The organism is Vibrio sp. Vb1980, from assembly GCF_033338615.1.
Lineage (GTDB): Bacteria > Pseudomonadota > Gammaproteobacteria > Enterobacterales > Vibrionaceae > Vibrio > Vibrio alginolyticus.
Genome location: NZ_JAWOSZ010000001.1, coordinates 364,343 through 381,423 on the forward strand (window position 1 = coordinate 364,343; position 17,081 = coordinate 381,423).

Annotated in this window: 13 protein-coding genes and 1 pseudogene; 13 read left to right on the top strand and 1 reads right to left on the bottom strand. The window is 43.5% G+C overall.

The genetic code is table 11. The features are described from left to right. Positions 1 to 13 precede the first annotated feature (13 nt). Together R7F64_RS01670 and R7F64_RS01675 are read left to right on the top strand one after the other, a co-directional pair. Entirely contained in the window at positions 14 to 745 is a 732-nt protein-coding gene (locus tag R7F64_RS01670) for a response regulator transcription factor (RefSeq protein ID WP_041053947.1), read from the top strand. A gap of 116 nt (positions 746 to 861) precedes the next feature. Continuing rightward, positions 862 to 2,235, top strand: coding sequence for a sensor histidine kinase (locus R7F64_RS01675; RefSeq protein WP_053303867.1), 1,374 nt, complete (start codon positions 862 to 864; stop codon positions 2,233 to 2,235). 27 nt (positions 2,236 to 2,262) lie between these two features. Here the strand turns inward: R7F64_RS01675 and R7F64_RS01680 are convergent, their stop codons facing one another. Continuing rightward, positions 2,263 to 2,778, bottom strand: a complete 516-nt coding sequence (locus R7F64_RS01680; protein ID WP_318071394.1) for a superoxide dismutase family protein — start codon at positions 2,776 to 2,778, stop codon at positions 2,263 to 2,265. Positions 2,779 to 3,319: 541 nt separating this feature from the next. On the opposite strand from R7F64_RS01680, the gene R7F64_RS01685 reads away from it, so the two are divergent. From R7F64_RS01685 to R7F64_RS01735, 11 genes and pseudogenes are all read left to right on the top strand, one after another. Next, the gene (locus tag R7F64_RS01685) at positions 3,320 to 4,729 is read left to right on the top strand and encodes an aminotransferase class V-fold PLP-dependent enzyme (protein ID WP_213910488.1); all 1,410 of its coding nucleotides are present in this window, start codon (positions 3,320 to 3,322) and stop codon (positions 4,727 to 4,729) included. 62 nt (positions 4,730 to 4,791) lie between these two features. After that, on the top strand, positions 4,792 to 5,724 hold the full coding sequence (locus tag R7F64_RS01690; protein WP_005375093.1) for a transporter substrate-binding domain-containing protein: 933 nt from the start codon (positions 4,792 to 4,794) through the stop codon (positions 5,722 to 5,724). Continuing rightward, positions 5,721 to 8,050, top strand: a pseudogene (locus R7F64_RS01695) (putative bifunctional diguanylate cyclase/phosphodiesterase). The gene R7F64_RS01690 and the pseudogene R7F64_RS01695 overlap by 4 nt, the downstream one beginning before the upstream one ends. Positions 8,051 to 8,262: 212 nt before the next feature. After that, a complete protein-coding gene (locus R7F64_RS01700) occupies positions 8,263 to 9,456 on the top strand; it encodes a glycine C-acetyltransferase (protein WP_005375095.1) in 1,194 nt (397 codons plus the stop codon). A 44-nt stretch (positions 9,457 to 9,500) separates the two neighbouring features. After that, positions 9,501 to 10,532, top strand: a complete 1,032-nt coding sequence (gene tdh, locus R7F64_RS01705) for an L-threonine 3-dehydrogenase (RefSeq protein ID WP_005394871.1) — start codon at positions 9,501 to 9,503, stop codon at positions 10,530 to 10,532. Positions 10,533 to 10,920: 388 nt separating this feature from the next. After that, positions 10,921 to 11,466, top strand: a complete 546-nt coding sequence (locus R7F64_RS01710; RefSeq protein WP_005375099.1) for a spore coat U domain-containing protein — start codon at positions 10,921 to 10,923, stop codon at positions 11,464 to 11,466. A gap of 39 nt (positions 11,467 to 11,505) precedes the next feature. Then, a complete protein-coding gene (locus tag R7F64_RS01715; protein WP_318071458.1) occupies positions 11,506 to 12,003 on the top strand; it encodes a spore coat U domain-containing protein in 498 nt (165 codons plus the stop codon). 20 nt (positions 12,004 to 12,023) lie between these two features. Beyond that, entirely contained in the window at positions 12,024 to 12,779 is a 756-nt protein-coding gene (locus tag R7F64_RS01720) for a molecular chaperone (protein ID WP_025768578.1), read from the top strand. After that, positions 12,779 to 15,205 (top strand): fimbria/pilus outer membrane usher protein, encoded by a 2,427-nt coding sequence (locus R7F64_RS01725; RefSeq protein ID WP_373920830.1) that lies wholly within the window; start codon positions 12,779 to 12,781, stop codon positions 15,203 to 15,205. Before R7F64_RS01720 ends, R7F64_RS01725 begins: the two co-directional genes overlap by 1 nt. Next, on the top strand, positions 15,202 to 16,170 hold the full coding sequence (locus tag R7F64_RS01730) for a spore coat U domain-containing protein (RefSeq protein ID WP_213965072.1): 969 nt from the start codon (positions 15,202 to 15,204) through the stop codon (positions 16,168 to 16,170). The genes R7F64_RS01725 and R7F64_RS01730 overlap by 4 nt, the downstream gene beginning before the upstream one ends. A gap of 141 nt (positions 16,171 to 16,311) precedes the next feature. Continuing rightward, positions 16,312 to 17,031 (top strand): carbonic anhydrase, encoded by a 720-nt coding sequence (locus R7F64_RS01735; protein WP_017635489.1) that lies wholly within the window; start codon positions 16,312 to 16,314, stop codon positions 17,029 to 17,031. The last annotated feature ends 50 nt before the right edge of the window (positions 17,032 to 17,081 follow it).

Below are 17,081 nucleotides of genomic sequence, written 5' to 3' on the forward strand. Positions count from 1 at the left end.
CAAGGAAAGGACCATGGAACAACAGGCAATCAATTTAGTCGCGAACATCTTGTTGGTGGAAGATGACGATGATTTGGCAGAGCTGGTTCAGATGCATCTCAAGTTTCAAGGACACCAAGTGTCGCGAGCCACAAATGTCGCCGATGCTAAAACGCAATACCAGCAACAACCCTTTGATTTATTGATCCTTGACCGAGGTTTACCAGATGGTGATGGTCTAGACATTTGCCATTATTTGCGTCAGCAACAAGATTGGAGCCCAGTGCTCATGCTGACAGCCAGAGACGGTGAAATGGACAAGGTTGACGGTTTAGAAGCGGGCGTTGATGACTACATCACTAAGCCATTTAGCGTATTAGAATTCCAAGCACGAGTGCGAAACGTGTTACGCAGAGTCAGCCAAACCGCAGAAGCAAAGGTGGCAAATGAAGTCCTCGACGATGCGATGGATTTTGGTCCGCTAAGAATCATTCCGGAGTTGCACCAAGTATCCCTAAACGACAAAGACGTCACTCTTACCGCGACAGAGTTTACTTTGCTGCAGTTTCTCGCGACTCGTCCGGGCAGAGTTTACAGTAAAGATGAATTGCTCGATCACGTTTGGAACACTAGTCATTCTGGTTATCACCACACGGTGTGTAGCACCATTAACCGTTTACGCAGCAAATTGTCGTTGTCTGATTCTGATCATCACTTCATTCAAACTGTTTGGGGTGTTGGGTATAAGTTTCAACCAAGACACTAATGCAAGAAAGTAAGTCAAAACATCAAGCCAAGACAGTAAGTCTGCAGTTGTTTTCACCGTCATTTTTCAATCATCACGGGTGTTTCGGAAACACCGCTGTTTAAGGAGGCGATAGGATGAGCTTCAAATCTCGCTTGGTAGTATTTACTAGCTTGTGGTTCTGCCTCGCGGCGGTGGTGATTGCACTGACTTACAATTGGCAAAAAGAAACCATCGAGTTACGCACTAAACAAAGCCTGCATAAAGAGCTAGCTAGCCACATGCGTGATGATAACCCGCTGATGATCGGGACGGATTACAATCCGAAAGCGCTCAAGTCGATTTTTCACACGCTCATGCTGATCGGCCCTGATTTTGAAATCTACTTCCTCGATAGCCAAGGTAACATCACCACCCATGCAGCACCGGAAGGGGCGGAGATCATGGGGAAGGTGGATCTCAATCCCATTAAGCAATTCTTAAATGACCAACCTTTTCCTATTTTGGGTGAAGACCCACGTAATCGTGGTGAGCACAAAGTCTTTTCTGTCGCCGCGATAGAAGAATTAGGCTCTACGATCGGTTATCTCTACGTGGTGATTGGCAGTACCCGACATGACGCCATTGCCAATGCTCAAGTCGATACTCCTTACATCGCGCTGGCAGGATTGGTCTTAGTGTCCATTTTAGGCTTTGCTCTTGGGGCTTATGTGCTGGTCAAACGTAGCCTATTGAATCCGATTGAACGTGTGACCAAGCAACTTCAACAACAAGCTGAACATGATTTCCGCCTGCAACCTGATTTTACTCACCAAGTGCCGGAGCTCGTGCCGATTGCGCACTCTTATCAGATGATGGCGAAGCACATTCAGCAGCAGTTTTTACAGTTGGAGTATCAATCGTCTCATCGTCGTCAAAGCTTGTTGCAGCTTAGCCATGATTTAAAAACGCCGTTATCGAGCGTGCTTGGCTATTTGGAAACGTGGCGTTTGCAACATCCGGAATCCGATCCTTTGATTGACGTCGCTTTCCGAAATTGTGAGAAGCTCTCAACTCAATTGCATTCTTTGTTAGACGCCGCGCGCAAAGAAGCTCCAATGCCAAACTACGAGTACCGCCCCGTAGATCTTGGCGCGTTGATGGCAGAATGTGCCGAAACGATGCAGAGCCAGTTTTCTCGTAAAGAAGTGGTGTTGAAAGTGGATATCGATAGCGAAATCCAAACCGTGGGTGACAAGGGGCTATTGGAGCGGTTGGTATTGAACCTGCTTGAAAATGCATTGCGCCACAGCCCAATCGGCTCGGAAGTGCATTGCCAAGCACATTTGAGTGAGGATAAGTCGCGTATCCACTTTACCTTCGTCAATCACATCGAGGAAGAAGCGGAGGGCGGTTCTTTGGGGATCGGGACGAAGATTGTTCAATCGATCTTAATGCTTCACCACAGCTACCTTGAGACCAATGCAACATCCTCTCAATATCAACAGAAGTTCACACTTCTCGCAATCTAAAGAGAAGTGTGAGACATAAGTTAATGTTTATTCAATAACACCACATACGACGCGAGCGCCGCCACCACCTAGCTTACTTGGGTGATCGGAGTGATTGTCACCACCTGCATGGATCATTAACGCTCGACCTTTTAAATCTGATAATTTTAGGCGAGGCGCGACAACGGGCTGATTGGCATTGCCGTCCATGTCCACATAGAGTGGAGGCAAGTCGCCTAAATGATTGTCATCGGTCCAAGGATAGCCATGCTTCCCTGTGTTGTTAGGATCATAATGGCCACCTGCTGCGCCGCCTAATACGGTTTTGTCATCCTTTTCTATGCTATCGCAAGATGGACTAGTGTGAACATGGAAACCGTGCACACCTGCTGACAAACCTGATAATTGAGGCGTAAAAACAACGCCATAATCACTTTGTGAAATCTCAATGGTACCCGCACTCTCATTGGTGTTGAGAGCAGTCATTTCTACCGTTTTCGCTAGCACGTTAGGGGCGGCGACAAGAGCGGATGCAACTGAAATGCATAGCAATCCTTTTAACATGGGACCTCCTTCTTTTAGGGTGTACGCTCAAGCACATATTAGTGAAAACCTGTTGTACTTATGTCTGTTGAGCGGTGAGTTTATGTCATAGAGTGATGTGTATCACTTTATGGTCTTAAACTGATATCTCGATCCGAAATCAGCTTTCTTTTATTTAGTCTTAACATGTTGAGATCGTTAAGATATAAAAAGAATAGACGCCAATCCTAAAATAGCCTGAATATTTTTAAATTAACGCAAAGTTAAATTTTTAATGACTTTATAACAAAGCTCATAATTGTTTTATAAAGAATTTGGTGGAATTGTCCGCAATAAAGAATAATCAAATTAACGAATATATTAATGTGAACATTGTTGTTTATAGATTTGTGGTCAAACTGTTGCTTATATCATCAAATAAGATAAAAAATTGGAACTAAAGTCACTTAATGGCAGAGGAAAAAATTAAACTCTGATTGTAATGGGTAATAATGTTTTAGTAACAGATAGTTACGCACTTAAAATTAATAATATGGCTAATTTCCGACAAGGATTGAAAAAGATGAAAGACAAGGAATCTATTCAGACTAATAGCAGCCGCCGTAATTTTCTGAAAGGCGCAACAGGAGCTGTTGTTGCTGGTGTGAGTGCTTCCGCTTTCTCAGGCGTAGCTCAAGCACGAGAACAGAAAATTGATTGGAGCAGCCGCGGGCTAGGTAGAAAACACGATAAGCGCTTCTGGCGTAAAGTGCGAAGACAGTTCGTTTTGGATAAACGAACCACTTACATGAACATTGGTACAACAGGTTCAATGCCAAAACATGTTCTTGAAGATTACGAGCATAACAACAAGCTGGTGGCTAAATACCCTTGGGATATGAAAGGCAAATTTGGCTCTTGGCCGTATGTTTCTGAGATGGTTAAAGACGTCGCACCAGGTTTTGGTGCTAACCCAGAAGAGATCATTCTCAGCCGCAACACTACTGATGGCTTATGCTCGATCATTAATGGCTTACACTTTGAACCAGGTGATGTGATTCTAACGACACACCATGAACATATTGCTGCAACATCACCTATGAACGTAGCGAAACATCGTTTTGGTGTGGATGTGGTAGAAATTCAACTACCAGTATTTACTGGTACCGAAAACGTTTCTGAGCAAGATTACATTCAAGCGTTCCGAGACGCGCTTGATGCGAATCAAAACGTTCGCCTAATTGTTTTCTCTCATATCACATACAAAACAGGAACCGCGCTACCAGCAAAAGCCATTTGTGCTTTAGCAAAAGAGTATGGTGTACCTACTCTTGTTGATGGCGCGCATACGGTCGGTATGTTTGACCTTGATTTCCACGATATGGATTGTGATTTCTATGCAGGATCTGGTCATAAGTGGCAGTGTGGTCCGGGCGCGACAGGTATTCTGTATGTTCGTGATAACGGTAACCGTTTGAATGAGTATTGGAGTGACCGAGAGAACCCGTTATGGTTGATCAACTCCTCACTTTCTCATGCTGATTACCTAGGTAAACAGCTGCAAATGCAATACATTGGTAACGATAACTATCCTGCGAAACAAGCACTAGTTGATAGTTGCAAAATGTGGGATGAGATTGGTCGAGACCGTATCGAAGAGCGAGTTGTAAGCCTTGGTAGTTTATGTAAAACCTTGCTTCAAGAGTACTTACCACAAGCCAAAATGTATTCACCAAACGTGGAAGGCTTAACCAGTGGCTTAACGACGGTTAACCCGTTCCCCGATGTAACTAATGAAGAGATACTGACGGAATTCCGAGATCGTTTACGTGAAGAGTATGGTTACATCATCCGTACGACTAGCTTTAAGCTGCATAAGGATGATGACTTTGATACTTACGCGCTGCGTATCTCTACGCATTTGTTCCATGACGAACAAGATGTGGAAGGGCTCGTAGTGGCGATGACGAATTTGTATTACTCGTCGTTCTAACATCGTTGTTTATCACTCAAGCGCCCATTATTGGGCGCTTTGTGAAAGGTAAGGATATTATTATGTCAGTCATAACATTCAAAAGAACTTTAGCGACGGTGGCGCTCATGGTTACCTCTGTTGCGTCGTCTGCCGCTTGGTCAGACGATTTACAACAAATCCGTGAACGCGGTGTACTGCGTCACATTGGTGTCCCGTACGCTAACTTTGTCTCCTATATTGAACAAGGTGAAGTGGAAACTTTGACTGGCTTGGATGTAGAGATAATAAAAGGTTTTGCCAAGTCGTTAGGTGTTCAGTACCAGTATGTTCCAGCACAGTGGAGCGACGTGGTTGGTAAGTTGACAGGGCAAAATGTGCAATATCACAACAAGCAGGCTGTTGTCGGAGAAAGTGTTCCAATTGAAGGCGATTTGATCGCAAATGGCGTTACTATTCTTGATTGGCGCTCTGAGGTTGTCGATTTTTCACAAGATTATTTTCCTTCAGGTGTATGGTTGGTTTCCAGATCCGACTCTAGTCTGAGCCCGATTAAACCAAGTGGGTCGGTCGATGAAGATGTTAAAAACGTCAAGCAGCTGATCGATGGTCGCGAAGTGTTAGCTTTAGAACATTCTTGCTTGGATCCTAACCTTTATGACTTATATGACACAGGTGCAAAAGTTATATTACCTGATGGGGCGCGTCTCCTTAATGAGATGGTTCCAGCGATAATGAAAAATGATGCGGAAAGCACATTATTAGATGTTGCGGATACGCTAATTGCCCTCGAAAAATGGCCGGGTGAAATAAAAGTCATTGGCCCTATATCTGAAAATCAAAAAATGGCTGTTGCATTCCGTAAAAATTCCCCTGAATTACGCAAAGCATTTGATCGTTATTTAGACTCGATAAAAAAAGACGGTTCATACGAAAAACTAGTAAAAAAATACTATCCATCTATTTACTACTTTTATAACGATTACTTTATAGAAGATAAAAAGAAAGTCCGATGAATAAGGCCGTTAAAAAATTTTCCAGTAAAAGATTTATTACAATAAGCGCAATATTAGTTTCAATTTACTTAGCTATGCTTATTACTGTGACTAGCGTAGGTCAAAATAAGTTAAAAGAATCTCAATACAGAGAACTAGATTTAAAAGTAAAAAGTTATGCAAGCACACTCGATAATTTATTTACCATAGCGAGTGAAGATGTTGATAATCTAGCTACAGATAAAACAATACAAACATTCTTTGGTAATTTAGCTTCTGGCATGTCAATGGAGTATGGGTTAGGTGCAAGTTTAATTAATTTAAAGCGTCGCTTCGATGAGAAGATAGACAGTAAGCTAATTAATAGCAGCCAAATCTATAAGAAGCTCACGCTGGTAGGCAGTGATGGAGTCACCATTGTCACCACTGGATCTGAAAACCTTGCCGAGCACAAAATGGACATACAGACCTTAATGACTCAACACGGGCATCCCGAAGAGGTTTGTGCGACGCGATACAATGATGACGTTCGCATTCAAGTCATTAAGCAAGTTAAGTTCTCCGGAAAGCCTGTTGCCTTTTTAATTGCCGATCTTAATAAGAATATTGTTATTGACCAACTTACTAACCAAGAACACGAAGATAGTTATAGCCGAATGGTGCTAAAAATAAAAGACGTGGAAATGGCTGTATGGGATACCATAAATAAAACACCTTCTCACAATAAGGATGAGAATTATTTCGTTTCTGAGGCTGTAGACGGAAAAATTTACTTTGAAGTTCCTGTGGATAAACATCACTTCAAATTGATGGCGTGGTTCGAGCCTTTGAGTGAACGAGATATATTTACATCACGGCTCTTTATTATTGGTTTGAGTATTCTGGCCGTTATGATCGTCATTGCTTTATGTTATGCATTCATCACGAACAATAATAGGATTGAATTGAAAATTAAGCTTGAGGAAGAAAAAAAGCGTAAAGATATTCTTTCTCAACAGAATAAAAAATTAACGAACGAAATTGAACGTCGAAAAGCGTCTGAAAAAGAACTCGCCTTCCAAGCTAAATATGACACATTAACCAATTTATCTAATCGTAGTTATGGTTCCGAGCGATTGGCTTTGGAGTTAATTAGGGCATCGCGTAGTGGGTCTAAAGTTTTGGTGATGTTCATCGACTTAGACCACTTTAAGCAGATTAACGATTCAATGGGACACTTTGTTGGGGATGAAATCCTTAAACTCAGTGCTCAGCGACTGTATCAAGTCGCGAGAAAAACAGACTTATTGGCGAGAATTGGTGGGGATGAGTTTTTACTCGTCATCCCTGATTTGCCTGATAATGATACTGCAAAGCGAGTTGCTTCAAGTGTACTTTCGGCGTTTAACGATCCGTTTGTTTGGAACAACCATGAATTCTTCTGAGTAGCAGCGTCGGAATGTCTGTGTTCCCGGATGATGGAGACAACGCTGAGCAGCTTCTTGCATGTGCAGATATGGCAATGTATCGGGCGAAACAAGATGGGCGTGATGGCTTTTGTTTTTATAACCATAATATGAACCAAGACTTGCAACGCTACTTAGATCTGGAAAATCGTCTGAGAAGTGCGATCTCCAATCAGTTGTTAGAGCTGTATTATCAGCCAATTATTGAGCTGAGTAGTGGTAAAATCGTAGGGGCAGAAGCGCTAATGCGTTGGAATGATGACAAGTACGGATTCGTAAACCCTGAAGAGTTTATCTCTATTGCAGAGAAAAATGGTTTAATTCATCAAATTGGTGAGTTTGCTATTCAACAAGCGTGTCGACAAGCGGCACAATGGCAGAGTCTGACTCCGTTGTTTGTTTCTGTAAACTTTTCTAGTGTTCAATTTAGGTACTGCGAGCGCTTACTTACGTTTATTAAACACAGCCTTGAGGAGTCTGGTCTTCCGTCAGATAAGTTCGATATTGAAGTGACAGAAAGTCTCCTCTTCAATCACGATTCTGAGCTATTAGACATGCTTAATAACTTACGAGCGTTAGGCACCAAACTTACTATTGATGATTTTGGTACTGGTTATTCTGCGCTGAGTTACTTGCAGAAGTTTCCGTTCGACCGCTTAAAAATTGATCGTAGCTTTATGCAAAATATGTTCGAGAACGACTCAGACCGCGAGCTTGTGAACGTAATCATAGCAATGGCAAAAGCGCTGGATCTTAAGATCGTCGCAGAAGGCATCGAAGAACAGCGTCATGTGGATTACCTGAAAAACCTAAACTGTGAGTTCGGACAAGGTTTCCACTATAGCCGACCATTACCTGCTAAGGACTTTGAAGCACTTTTGGCTAAGCCTACCTGGCTATAATTCCTTTTATAACAAACTCATAGAAAAGCATTAATCGAATTTGTGCCTAGGATTCATTAATGCTTTTCCACCTTAAGGTATAATCCTTCCTCCTTCCTTGAATTACACTACAATTAATTGATGAGTGATAGCCCGTGACGCCCGTCACATAAAGGCTAAGCCTAATTCTAAACGAGTAAATACTCGCCAAAATAACTAGGAAGGAATTTCAAATGTCTTCTGCATTCTACCAACAGATTCAGCAGCAAATCGAAGAAGTAAAGGCGGAAGGCCTTTACAAATCAGAGCGTGTCATCACGTCTCAACAGCAAGCGGCTGTTAAAATCTCTACTGGTGAAGAAGTACTAAACTTCTGTGCGAACAACTACCTTGGTCTTGCTAACCACCCGGCACTTATCGAAGCGGGTAAAGCAGGCATGGACGAGCACGGCTTTGGTATGGCTTCAGTACGTTTTATCTGTGGTACGCAAGACATCCACAAAGAGCTTGAGCAGAAGCTTTCTAAGTTCCTAGGTAAAGAAGATACGATTCTTTACACATCATGTTTCGACGCAAACGCGGGCCTATTTGAAACTATTCTAGGCAAAGAAGACGCAATCATCTCTGACGCTTTAAACCACGCGTCAATCATCGACGGTGTTCGTCTATGTAAAGCAATGCGTTTCCGCTACTCAAACAACAACATGGAAGAGCTAGAGCAACAACTGATCGCTGCGAAAGAAGCAGGTGCTCGCCACATTCTTATCGTAACGGACGGTGTGTTCTCAATGGACGGCGTAGTAGCAAACCTTCCGGCTATCTGTGACCTGGCAGAGAAGTACGGCGCGTTGACTATGGTTGATGACTCTCACGCTGTTGGCTTCATGGGCAAAACAGGTGCAGGTACGCACGAGCACCACAACGTGGTTGACCGTATCGACATCATCACTGGTACGCTAGGCAAAGCAATGGGCGGCGCTTCAGGCGGTTACACATCTGGTAAAGCGGAAGTGATTGACTGGCTACGTCAGCGTTCTCGTCCATACCTATTCTCTAACTCTGTTGCACCAGCAATCGTAAGCGCTTCTATCCGCGTTCTAGATCTACTAGAAGAGAGCGGTGACCTACGTGATCGTCTATGGGAAAACGCAGCACACTTCCGTACTCGTATGGAAGACGCTGGTTTCACAATGGGTGGTGCTGACCACGCAATCATCCCAATCATGCTTGGCGACGCAAAAGTAGCAGCAGAATTTGCAGAGCGTGCGCTGGAGAAAGGCATCTACGTAATCGGCTTCTCATTCCCTGTAGTACCAAAAGGTCAAGCACGTATCCGTACTCAAATGTCTGCGGCGCACTCTCGCGAGCAACTAGACCGTGCAATCGACGCGTTCATCCAAGTTGGTAAGGACATGGGTCTTATTTAAGATTCTAGGCCTTAGACAATAGGGCCTTTAATTAAGGTTACATTATGAAAATTAAAGCATTATCAAAGCTAAAGCCTGAAGAAGGCATCTGGATGACTGAGGTTGATAAACCTGAAGTTGGCCATAACGACATTCTGATCAAAATTAAGAAAACCGCTATCTGTGGTACAGACGTACACATCTACAATTGGGACGAATGGTCACAAAAGACAATTCCAGTGCCTATGGTTGTCGGTCACGAATACGTGGGTGAAGTGGTTGCGATTGGTCAGGAAGTTCGTGGCTTTGAAATCGGTGACCGCGTATCTGGCGAAGGTCACATCACGTGTGGTCATTGTCGTAACTGTCGTGGCGGCCGTACTCACCTATGTCGTAACACGATTGGTGTGGGCGTTAACCGCGAAGGCGCATTTGCAGAATACCTGGTTATCCCAGCGTTCAACGCGTTCAAGATCCCAGACGAGATCTCTGACGACCTAGCGTCTATCTTTGACCCGTTTGGTAACGCAGTACACACAGCACTTTCTTTCGACCTAGTAGGCGAAGACGTGCTTATCACAGGTGCTGGCCCAATCGGTATCATGGCAGCGGCAGTAGCAAAGCACGTTGGTGCTCGCCACGTAGTGATCACAGACGTGAACGAATACCGTCTAGAACTTGCTCGTAAGATGGGTGTAACACGCGCAGTAAACGTGGCTGAAGAGAAGCTAGAAGACGTAATGGCTGAGCTAGGCATGACAGAAGGCTTCGACGTTGGTCTAGAAATGTCTGGTAACCCAGCAGCATTCAACTCAATGCTAACCACAATGAACCACGGTGGTCGCATTGCACTACTCGGTATTCCACCGTCAGACATGGGTATCGACTGGAACCAAGTTATCTTCAAAGGCTTGGTGATCAAAGGTATCTACGGTCGCGAAATGTTCGAAACGTGGTACAAGATGGCTTCACTGATCCAATCTGGTCTGGATCTATCGCCAATCATCACGCACCACTACAAGATTGATGACTTCCAAGAAGGCTTCGATGTAATGCGCAGCGGTATGTCAGGCAAAGTTATTCTTGATTGGGAATAACTTATTCAAGTAAGAAATGCGCTCCTTTTTGGGGCGCATTTTTGTTTCATGAAGATTTTTGTTTCGGGAAGAAATGGTCGCCAATCTTTTCTAAACTTCTCGTATCGTTCTGCTACTTTTTTAGATTTTTTCCACTCAACTTCACCCTACCTTCTAACTCATTGTCGATTCTATATTTGGAACAAGATAATAACCATTTGTTTTTGGTGGTTATTATTTAGCATTACATGCTTAAAAATCGTCACTTTTAAGTTTAATATTTTTATTTGCTGTTCGTCTTTATCCTTATCCTGCTTCTTTTTATTGTTTTACATTTTATATGCATTTGGTTTGTCATAATTGAGCTATAACTAATAAAAAGGTTACCGATATACAGTGGAATGTAAAAATGGAGCTTTATATGAAAAGATTTTATCTGATGATGCCTCTGCTCTTAACCTCATTTAGTTGGCAAGCGAGTGGAGCGTCAGTTAGCGGTACGATTGATGTTTCAATTAACCTTGTACAAGGTTGTGTGATTAATGGAAATAATGCGGTAGATGCAGCTTCTGGCGTTGGCTTTGGCTCACTCGCCTTTGGAGACGTGCCTGCAATCTTCAGTGAACAAGATGGTGTGGTAAATGGTGGTAGTGCGACGGGTATTGAAGTGCTTTGTAGTAACGGTGTGACACCGACGTTTACATTGGGCACCGGATTGTATGATGCAAGTGCGACCGTTGGTACCTATGCGATGTCAAATGGCGCGCAATTTATTGATTATACGTTGTTTACCGACTCAGACCGAAGCACACAAATTATACAAGGCGGGACGGTAGCTCTGTCTGAATTTACTAGTGCAACATCGCAAACTATTGAGCTTTTTGCGAAAGCTTACGGTACGAGCAGCATTGCCGGTACATACTCCGATACCATCAGTGTGACGCTAAGCTGGTAAAACGTGACGCTGGTTGTTAGGGGCTTTTCACTTGTCGCGATGAGTTTGTGCTCTTTAACTGTGCTGGCTGATGCGACACAAACTTTTCAGGTGTCTGCCACCGTAGATACAGGTTGTTTGATTAACGGCGTAGTACAAGAAGAAAGCGCAACCCAAGCCGGGCAAATAGGCACGTTAGATTTTGGTGAGCATTCTTCAGTTTACGCGACGGAAGTACAAGGCAGCATCACTTACAGTTCATCACTCACATTAAGTTGTACTCCGGGTATTACGATGAATGTTTCCGTAAATGGCGGGATGAATGCATCAGACGGTGTACGTAAGCTAAAGCACAGTGAAGAAGCGACAACGGTAGATTACTTTTTGTTTCAGGATCTAAATTATACGCAGGTGCTTGATATTGAAACGCAATATTCCGTCGATACCGACCAAGACCCAGATAATATTCAGTTTCCTATCTGGGCAAAGGCGACAATAAATGGGAATGAAATGGCTGGAATTTATATGGATACGCTTACGCTGACATTAGAGTGGTAAGTGAACTTTGGAGGGGTGAAATGGAATTCATACTCAAAAAACTATTATTAATAACCTTCCTTTTTGTTTTTTTCTCAAATGCCAATGCTAACTCATTATTAATTTGGCCGATTTACCCCAAAATATCAGAGGAGAGTAATGCAACATCACTTTGGATGGTAAATAAAGGCAGTGTTGATTCTTATTTACAGGTGAGAATTTTTAAGTGGGAACAAAACGAAGGAGAAGATAGTTATTCAAGTCAAAGCCAGTTAATTGCAACCCCTCCGTTTGTCAAAATTGAACCAGGTGAAAAGCAGTTAATCCGCATCATCAACCAAGATGAGGCCTCTGCGGGTAAGGAGTATGCATACCGAGTGATCATAGATGAATTACCGCCAACTCAAAACCCTCAAACAGAATTGACGGAAAATGAACTCGCTGTAAAAGTCCGAATGCGTTACTCGATACCTTTGTTTATTTACGGGAAAGGGCTGACTGATACTCAAAAACCAAACCGTGACAGTGAATTATGGGGTGATTTACAGGCACAGTTTATTAAGAAAAATAATCAGCGTTTTGTTCACATTAAAAATTCAGGAAAACACCATGTTCGCTTAGTGAATTTACAGTTGAATCTACCAAATAAAGATCCTGTCGTTATTTCCGATGGACTAGCTGGCTATATTCTTCCTGAACAGTATAAGGTTTGGTCTATTCCCCATAGTAATGTCAGACCCTTGAGTTTGAGCGCGAATATTGGAGGTAAACGTTACCAAATACCATTGAAGCAATAATGAATAGATTTAATACAATGAATGCTTTCTTTTGGTTGGTATTACTTAGCGTAACGTGGAGCAGTATTGGTCTTTGTGCAAATTCAGCAAACCACTTCTCTGAGCTACCGAGTCCTGAAAATTTCTCATTAGAAAAGTTTGAGAATATTAGCCTCAATCTGGAGTTGGTGATCAATCAAAGAGCAACCGGGCTTGTTGCGAAAGTTGAGCGAGTTGGCGATCAGTTCTTTTTGCTCCGGGAGGACCTCATTTCAGTTGGGGTTACCGCCAAGTCGTTGCCTGGAACTGAAGAGAGACTTGAGGTTACGTCTATCCCAGGAGTTAACGTGCGTTACTTGCAATCGTCATTGCAACTTACAATTGACGTACCGCCTAATTGGTTACCGATGCAGAGCTTATCAGCGCAGGATATGGGGCGATTTTCCCCGGCTCAGTTTGGGCGTGGTGGCCTGCTTAACTACAACGTATTTGGTGTGTACGAGAACGAAAGCCGACAAAAGGAGGTTTCTATAAATCATGAAGTCAGAGCCTTTTCTGAGTTTGGCGTTTTTTCTACTACCGGGATATTTAAATCTAACTTTCATCGCGATGTTCAGTCCCAGCAAAGCAGCCAGTACACTCGTTTTGATACGAGTTACGAGTACGTCAATCAAGAGAAGCGAATTCGTATGGAGGTAGGGGACTATATTGTTCGCCCTTTATCTTGGAGCCAACCAGTAAGACTGGCGGGTATTCAGTTGTCGCATGATTTCTCTATGCGCCCGGATGTCGTGACGACGCCGTTACCTGCATTTTACGGTGAGGTCACAGCGCCCACTACGTTAGATTTGTTTATCAATGGCTTTAAAACTGACTCAATGAATGTTGGGCCCGGTCCTTTCATTATTAACGATATTCCAATGCTCTCTGGTGCTGGGGAAGCAACGGTAATTGCAACGGATGCTCAAGGTAAGCAAACGGTCATGACCAGCCCATTTTTTCTCTCTTCCGATCTACTGAAGACCGGATTTACATCTTATAGTGCGAGTATTGGTGCGATCAGAGAAAATTTCGGTAATGCATCTAACGACTATGGAGACGGTGGCGTGGTTACCGCTCTGCGTCATGGCATGACTGACTGGTTAACATTAGAAGCTCAAGCCGAAGCAAAAGACGACCTGATCGTTGCGGGGCTGGGCTTTGTCACCAATGCTTTCAACTTGGGTACGGTGGATGCCTCGTTTCGTGTGAGTAATTTTCAGGATCAATCTACCTCATATGCGCTAGGTTATAGTTATCAGTCTCGGTTGTTTAGCTTCGCTGCTCGAACTCAAGTAGAACAAGCCGACTTTTATACCTTATCTCATTTACCAAATTACGAAATGCTCGATGAAGGCAAGGACGCTTCACTCGCGTCGCGCCATCTATCACAAATCAATATGGGAGTCCGTTTGGGAGATTGGGGCTCACTTTCTGGTGGGTACTTTGATATTCAACAATCCGACTCAGATTCACGTACCCTAAATCTTACTTATAGCTACGCTCTGCCTTTTAATATCAATATGTCCCTTTCTTACAACCATAGTATTGGTGGTCAGAGTGTTACGCTGGCGCAATTCTCTCTACCTTTCAGTTCTTTGGGGGGAAGTTCGGGGTTAACGCTGAAAAGAGAGGATGATGGCGATGTTAGAGGGCGAGTGGGTTACAGCCGCCTTGCGCCAATACGAGGTGGGTGGGGCGTCAATTTAGCGCATGATATTAACGAGGACCCAGAAAACCGTAAACAGGCCGATTTGACCTACCGTGCGTCATGGGCGCAGTTCAGAGCGGGGTTAAATGGCACCAGTGGCGACTATGATTATTTTGCGGAAATGGCAGGTTCAGTCTCTACGTTGGATGGAGAAATATTCCCAGCGAATGAAGTGTATGACAGCTTTGCGGTAGTGAGCACCAGTGGTTTTGAAGGTATTCCGGTTAAATATGAGAATCAAATTGTCGGAGTGACAGACGATGAAGGTTACTTACTTGTTCCTTGGGCTACGGCGTATTACACCGCCAAATATGAAATCGATCCACTTAATTTACCAGCCAATGCTGCGTTTTCTGAGACAGAGCAGTTTGCTTCGATACATTCGGGCTACGGCTACCTGTTAGAGTTCCCAATAGAGCTACAAATTGCACTGAGCATGACGGTGGTAGACGAAAATCATTTGTTCCTTCCGATTGGTACATATGGCCGCTCAGAAACGGGCTTAACAAGCCAAATTGGTTGGGATGGTTTTACGTACTTTGAAGGCGTTGACCTAGGCCGCTATATTCAGTTTTATCCTCAAGGACAGTCGCCATGTAAAGTGTTTATTGAGGGGTTGTATCAGCGTGACAGTCAAAAAATACAAACATTGCCTGAGCAGGTTTGTATCAAAGCCGAAGAAGAGACCGCACTATGATTTTGCGCAGCTGGTTTGCTAGCCTACTTCTCTTTTTCTCGTGCTCGACAATGGCTTGTCAGCTCACGGCGGCAACACCTTTAATCTTGTTTGGCAATGTTTCTTCGTTTACTGTTTCAAGCTCTCAGCAGCAAAGCTCAGCTCAGCCTCATGCGGGGATTACGTGTGACTTTTCTACACTTGTGTCTTTGTTAAGTGGCGACTACGTATCAGCAACGTTTAACAGTATAAATAATGGTTTGCTATTAAATGAGGATGATCCGAGTTCGGAGCTCAGCTATCAGATTTTTGGCGATCCAGGTCTTTCACAAGAGTATGTATTCGGCCAAACTTACAATTTTTTTGAAATCGGGTTACTCGATTTACTCGGGTTGTTTGGCACTCAAGCCGAGTTTCCGCTCTATGCTCGGACGGGAGTGGGTAGTAATCTTTCCGCTGGGACTTATAAAGACCAAATCACCGTATCCTGGATTTGGGATTACTGTAAGGGTATCGGGGTTCTAGGGGTATGCATTGGCCGCACCAATGGCAGCGCTCAAAGCGTGATTACGGTTGAGTTAGAAGTGACCCCTGATTGTATGATCACAGCGCCAGATATTGATTTTGGTTCGTCCCCATTAGTGGCCGGTTTTGAACCAGTCAGTCAGGTTATATCGTTAACTTGTACCAAGAATAGTTCCTTCTCCATTGGCTTGAATGACGGCCTAAATGCGTCCGGCGGTCAGCGGCGAATGATTTCTAGTGGTCACTATTTGGAGTATGAAATCTATAAGTCATCAACGATGGAGCGCTGGGGAGGAACCAGTTCTGAACGTCGTGAACACAGTGACGTCGATACTGGCGGCTCCATTCCTGATGGTATCACTCCACAGAATTATAATTATCGCGCGCAGATACTAACCAGCCAAACGACCCCTCCTGCAGGTACTTACACCGACTCAATAATCGTTGACGTTCAATTTTGAGCATCATGTCAATTACATCATTAGAGGCTTCTATTCCAAAAATCTTTTGTAATCATAGTTTTCACTCTGTCACTGCTTAATTTTGTGAGATTAGTATGGCTTTATTCTCACGGAATTTAACTTTCAGAAATAAGGAAAATGATGAAGAAGTCACTAACAACATTAGGTTTGGCACTGGTATTTACAGGAACAGCTTATGCAGCAAGCTGGGGCTACGAGGGAAACCATGGGCCAGCTCATTGGGGTGAGTTTGCATCTGAGTGCGCGAAAGGTCAAAACCAGAGCCCAATCAACATTGAATCGGCGACCGAAGCGAAGCTAGAAAAATTGAATTTCGACTACGAAGGAAAGGCAATTTCACTGCTGAACAATGGTCACACTTTACAGACTGGTTTAGAAGGTAAAAACACACTCACCATTGATGGTAAAGAGTTTACGTTGAAACAGTTCCACTTCCATACGCCATCTGAAAACCATGTGGATGGTAAAGAATACCCACTAGAAGTACACTTTGTGCATGCCGACAAAGTAGGTCATCTAGCTGTTGTCGCGGTGTTCTTTAAACTGGGTGACACGAACCCAGATTTAGCTAAGATGCTAGCTAACATTCCAACTAAAGATCAAGATGTTACCATCAAGGTTCCATTTGATGCGGATGCCCTTATCCCAAGTGATAAAGACTACTACCGCTTTAACGGCTCACTAACGACACCACCATGCTCTGAAGGTGTGCGTTGGTTGGTGATGAAAGAAGCACAAACTATTTCTCCTGAGCAGATAAAATCTTTTTCGGAAGTAATGGGGAAAAACAATCGCCCAATCCAACCGCTGAATGCACGTATGGTGTTAACGCAACAATAACCACTTCATGCGAAGAAAAATAAAAAGCCCGCTTAAACATAGCGGGCTTG

Excerpts from the sequence above, each read along its gene's own strand:
- R7F64_RS01715 (WP_318071458.1), top strand. The coding sequence starts at position 11,506 with ATGAGTTTGTGCTCTTTAACTGTGCTGGCTGATGCGACACAAACTTTT.
- tdh (WP_005394871.1), top strand. The coding sequence starts at position 9,501 with ATGAAAATTAAAGCATTATCAAAGCTAAAGCCTGAAGAAGGCATCTGG.
- R7F64_RS01700 (WP_005375095.1), top strand. The coding sequence starts at position 8,263 with ATGTCTTCTGCATTCTACCAACAGATTCAGCAGCAAATCGAAGAAGTA.
- R7F64_RS01725 (WP_373920830.1), top strand. The coding sequence starts at position 12,779 with ATGAATAGATTTAATACAATGAATGCTTTCTTTTGGTTGGTATTACTT.
- R7F64_RS01680 (WP_318071394.1), bottom strand. The coding sequence starts at position 2,778 with ATGTTAAAAGGATTGCTATGCATTTCAGTTGCATCCGCTCTTGTCGCC.
- R7F64_RS01710 (WP_005375099.1), top strand. The coding sequence starts at position 10,921 with ATGGAGCTTTATATGAAAAGATTTTATCTGATGATGCCTCTGCTCTTA.
- R7F64_RS01670 (WP_041053947.1), top strand. The coding sequence starts at position 14 with ATGGAACAACAGGCAATCAATTTAGTCGCGAACATCTTGTTGGTGGAA.
- R7F64_RS01720 (WP_025768578.1), top strand. The coding sequence starts at position 12,024 with ATGGAATTCATACTCAAAAAACTATTATTAATAACCTTCCTTTTTGTT.
- R7F64_RS01730 (WP_213965072.1), top strand. The coding sequence starts at position 15,202 with ATGATTTTGCGCAGCTGGTTTGCTAGCCTACTTCTCTTTTTCTCGTGC.
- R7F64_RS01735 (WP_017635489.1), top strand. The coding sequence starts at position 16,312 with ATGAAGAAGTCACTAACAACATTAGGTTTGGCACTGGTATTTACAGGA.
- R7F64_RS01690 (WP_005375093.1), top strand. The coding sequence starts at position 4,792 with ATGTCAGTCATAACATTCAAAAGAACTTTAGCGACGGTGGCGCTCATG.
- R7F64_RS01685 (WP_213910488.1), top strand. The coding sequence starts at position 3,320 with ATGAAAGACAAGGAATCTATTCAGACTAATAGCAGCCGCCGTAATTTT.
- R7F64_RS01675 (WP_053303867.1), top strand. The coding sequence starts at position 862 with ATGAGCTTCAAATCTCGCTTGGTAGTATTTACTAGCTTGTGGTTCTGC.